The following is a 4,548-nucleotide window of genomic DNA, read 5'->3' on the forward strand; positions in this document are numbered from 1 at the left end:
CCACCCGAAGTCTTGGCACAAAATGAGCAAACTGCTACTGAGGTAGAGATCTGGAAAGCTCAACATGCCGGTTGCTTTTGCGATGTTCATGTTCTTCGTCCCAAAGCTTTTCGGCGCAAGCATGCCGGTGCCGGGATCGCTCGCCAAACAGGGATGGACGAAGCGATCCGGCGGTTTGGCACTCTGGATAAGGCCGACGGAATTCTGGTCTCGCTGGATGCCGATACTTTGGTTGCACCGGATTATTTCATTCAGATTGAAGCTGCTTTCAAACTAAATCCGAAAGCCGTTGGTGCCACTATTCGCTTTCAACATCGGATTAACGAACTGCACAACGAGCTACAGCGGCAGGGCATGGAGTTGTATGAGCTTTACCTGCATTATTACAAGCAGGCGCTGGCTTTTACCGGATATCCGCATGCGATTTACACCATCGGTTCGGCATTTGCAGTACGTGCCGAAGCGTATGTGAAACAGGGTGGCATGAGTAAACGGCAGGCCGGCGAAGATTTCTATTTCCTGCATAAACTAACGGCCATGGGACAAATTCTCGAGATTAACACCACCTGTGTGTATCCGTCGGCGCGCTTGTCCAACCGGGTGCCCTTTGGAACCGGTCCGAGCCTGCAGAAATGGATGGATGGAGACCAGGGCCTGAAGTTCAGTTATAACCTGGCGGCCTTTATCGATTTGAAAAGCTTTTTTAAGCGGGTGCCTGATTTGTACCTCGATACAATTAAATTGGAAAGCTTGCCCCTCGCTGAAGCTGTGAGAGAGTTTCTGGAGGTTGATGGATTCCAACAGGCTTTGGCCGAGATCCGCCAAAACAGCGCTTCGCCCGCTAATTTCGGGAAACGTTTCTTTCGGTACTTTAATGCCTTTAAAATATTGAAGTTCCTGAATTTTGCTCATCCTCAGTTTTATGCTTTTCAGGATTTGAAGGAGGCCTATGCCGGGCTTCAAAAGCTGCATGCCTGATGTTGTGCTTGTCCTGCTGCCAGACAACAATTAAATTATTTGTAGCTTTAGGTAGTTAACCTTCAAATCAGAATTGCCAGATGTTAATTCGGAATATCATTGCCTTTTTGAAAGTCAAAAGTTACCGTTCAATTACCATTTCTACCTTGTCGGTACTCGGAACCGGAACCGTATTTTTCCATCTTGTTGAAGGCTGGGGCTGGTTCGACTCATTTTACTTTTCCGTCATCACCCTTACCACTGTTGGCTACGGCGATTTTTCTCCTCACACCGTTGCCGGAAAAGCGTTTGCTATTGTTTATATCCTCACCGGAATTGGTATTATCCTGGGACTGATCAATGCTTTTTACGAGCACCGGCTGAACCGGATCGAAGAGAAACAGCGCAAAAAGGAGAGCTCGGATAATTCATAATTATCGTCACTCGAACAGGGGTGTCTGTTGGGAGTTTCGATGGTCGTATAGAATTAAATGGTTGCTGTAGTGATTGATCATGGAAATTTAAAGTGATATAGATCACGATTTTTATCGTGTTGTTTATTGTTTTTATGATTACTTTTGAAGTGCTGAAACCAAATGCTAAACCTTTATGATCAGTCTTAAATCCCCGATTTTAATCCTGCTGATTTATTCCTTTTTCGGTTTGGGAGCCTATGCCCAGGACGAAAAGACCCCGGCTGTTGATCCCGGTAGCTACCAAACCGGAAAGTGGCGGATTAGCCTGGATGCCGGCTATGGCATTCGTACCGGAAGTACCAAAGATCAAAAGAAAGACCTGGTAGCGCAGGGATTCGACAAAGCTGTTGTCGATGACTATATGAAAGGACTTACCCGCGGGTATAAAGCCGCCGGACAAGTACACTACCTGTTAAACGAGCAATTTGGAGTGGGGGTCGATTACAGCTTTTACCACACCGGGGGCGAGCTGTCCGGTTACCTGAGTACGGGAGGCGGAACAATGGTGTATGTAACGGGCGACGATGATGAGTTTGTGAACTACCTGGGGGCTTCATTTTATACGCAGGGACAAATTCTGGAGAGCCGCATTAAAGCTTATAGCCAGGTGTCGCTGGGGGTGACGATGTTCCGGGAAGAGACACTCTACAGCTATTCGCCCATGGTGTTTACCAGCAATGCCTTTGGGGTAAACCTGGAAGTTGGGTTGGAATATTTCCTTCGGAAGAATCTTGCACTGGGCGTCTCGCTCAGCTATTTCGGATCAACTTTGTCGAAGATAAAAGTGGATGATGGTTATTCGACAGATACCGTTAAGCTGGAAGGCGAGGATCGTGAAAACCTGAATCACCTCGACCTGAACGTCGGACTTCGTTTTTATTTCTAACTCAAAGCTAACCCCATGTTAACAACGATAATATTCAATTTAAAGCGTTATACGCACCCGGCCCTGGTCTTTCTGGTGGCTCTTGTAACTCTTTGGTCGTGCGACCCCGATTTTACCGATAAAGACTATTTACCTGCTCAGTTTCAGAGCGACGAAACCATCGTGGTAACCGACGAGATGGCAACCGTAAGCCAGCAGCTTCATTTGCCTGTGAATAACGGTGAATGGAGAATTATTCAATATCCCGAGTGGCTGGATCCTGTGGTGCAGTCGGGTAAGGTGAGCAGTGATTATACCATGACCTTCTCGGCCGAAATTTTGCATTGGTGGTTCGAAGCAAACTATAATTTCCCGGAGACTTCACTCATTGTTTCGGTTGAGGGAGTTGGGCTGATTTATTTCGACCTGATCTATCAGCAGAAAGATCTGACGACGATTTCGCTGTCTCCGGAAATCCTGACATTAACCGGGGCGGGAACCGGTTATTTCAGCCTGGCAAATACGGGCGATAAAAACCTGGATTGGAAAATTACCAGCATGCCCGAGTGGCTGACTGTAGAAGTGACCTCGGGAGTTTATTCTCCATACGGAATGGCCAACCTGGCTTATTCGGTGACTACCGAAGGACTGGAAGCCGGGGAATATCACGACGAAATTGTGTTTCAGTGGAATGGTTATGCCGAGTATCATTACCCCGTAGTTTTAACGGTGGCAGCCGTTGCAGCGCCGGGCAATTACGAGGAAGGCGAGCTGGTAGGCAGTGTTTTTCTGAAGGCCACGAACCAGCTGGTGGTGCTATCCAAAAATCCGAACCAGCTGAATGTTTATACTGCCGGAAATGATGAAGCTGATGTTGTTGCTCTCGATCGTGTGCCGCGCTGCATTGCGTTGTCCGACGACGAGAATACGATTGCCGTTGGTTTCTCCAACACCGAAATCTCAACATTCGATGCATCTTCTAAAAACCTGAAAAATACCTATGGGCTGGATGCTGTGCCAACCAGCCTGACTTATGGCTCCGCGGATTACTTGTATTTTTTGTCGGGCGATGGCTATTATAACCAGTTTATTAATAGTTTAAAGTTGAGTACGGGGGAAGTAGTCACTGCATCCAACGCCGAAAGTGGTATCCAGGAATTAAAGCGTGTGCCCGGTCAACCGGTGCTTGTTACAACGAAACCCGGATGGAGTCCCGGTTATTTGTTTTTCATTTTTAATACCGACCAGGGAGCGGTTGATGCAGTCAACCAGTACCGGATATCTCCTTCGGGACTTTGGCCATCGGAAGCAGGTGACCGTATTTTTACCGGCAGTAAAATTGTTTACAATCTGCCGGCTTATATTCCGGATCAACCGTGGGCGCCCGATGATCACCCGGCGATTGATGGTGAGTTTGATTTGCCCGATTGGCACACGGTATGGGCTATTGCCGATCTCGACAGCCAGGAGCGAATGTATGTGTCTACCCGGTATTCTTCATACAACGAGCACTCTTATGTGTTTGTATTTAACAGTTCTACCTTTGTACAGCTTGCTAATTACGAGTTCTCGAGTACTCCGCCGGCCGGCTGGCCGCAAACAAGCAGTTGGCGCGAAGATACCAAAGCGATCTATCCCTTTTCCGACGGGTCCAAATTATGGCTGGTACAGCAATACCCCGCAAACAACTACGGCGATCCCGACATTTGGGGTGTGCGTTTACTCGATTTAAATTAAACGTATCGTTTTGAATAGATTTGTCTTTGCCCCGGCCATTGTGGTTGGGGCTTTTTTCGGAAAGTCTCTTATGAGTTTCAAGTTTCAAGTTTCGCGACAACTTCTGATAATAATGACAAACTGATGTCCGGAAAACTTTCCACTTTCGTTCCTGCTGGTAATTCCCGGGAATCAGGTCTGTTTTTTTAGGAAAACAGCTGAATGTCACGAATAAGTCACACAAAAATTAAGACACTACCCTTGCGCTTCTCCAACGTAAACTTCAAGCTCAGAGAAGTGAACTTTTTTCTCCTTACAGTTAACTGCAGGTTCGCTGCAGTTAACTTTTTTGTTGCTGCAGTTAACTGCGGACTCGCTGCAGGTAACTTTTTTGTTGCTACAGTTACCTGCAGACTCGCTGCAGTTAACTTTTTTCACGCTGCAGTTACCTGCAGACTCATTGCAGGTAACTTTTTTCATGCTGCAGTTAACTGTTTTGAAAGGGAAGGGGGGCTTGGAGCCGAAGATTGAACC

At 47.1% G+C, this 4,548-nt stretch carries 5 protein-coding genes; 4 read left to right on the plus strand and 1 reads right to left on the minus strand.

Features of this window, described 5'->3' with window-relative positions; translation table 11 throughout:
- The 4 genes from AC37HE_RS10350 to AC37HE_RS10365 form a co-directional block, all read left to right on the plus strand.
- Positions 1 to 978 (plus strand): glycosyltransferase family protein (locus tag AC37HE_RS10350; protein WP_500782763.1); only part of this gene is annotated, 978 nt, incomplete at its 5' end.
- A gap of 80 nt (positions 979 to 1,058) precedes the next feature.
- On the plus strand, positions 1,059 to 1,391 hold the full coding sequence (locus AC37HE_RS10355) for a potassium channel family protein (RefSeq protein WP_500782764.1): 333 nt from the start codon (positions 1,059 to 1,061) through the stop codon (positions 1,389 to 1,391).
- A gap of 175 nt (positions 1,392 to 1,566) precedes the next feature.
- Positions 1,567 to 2,319: a hypothetical protein gene (locus AC37HE_RS10360; RefSeq protein ID WP_500782765.1), complete on the plus strand. Its 753-nt coding sequence runs from the start codon at positions 1,567 to 1,569 to the stop codon at positions 2,317 to 2,319.
- A 15-nt stretch (positions 2,320 to 2,334) separates the two neighbouring features.
- Positions 2,335 to 4,035: a BACON domain-containing protein gene (locus AC37HE_RS10365; RefSeq protein ID WP_500782766.1), complete on the plus strand. Its 1,701-nt coding sequence runs from the start codon at positions 2,335 to 2,337 to the stop codon at positions 4,033 to 4,035.
- Between the two features lie 234 nt (positions 4,036 to 4,269).
- Here the strand turns inward: AC37HE_RS10365 and AC37HE_RS10370 are convergent.
- The coding region (locus tag AC37HE_RS10370; protein WP_500782767.1) for a hypothetical protein at positions 4,270 to 4,548 on the minus strand (279 nt) is incomplete at its 5' end.

The sequence above is a fragment of the Mangrovibacterium sp. genome (assembly GCF_059905295.1).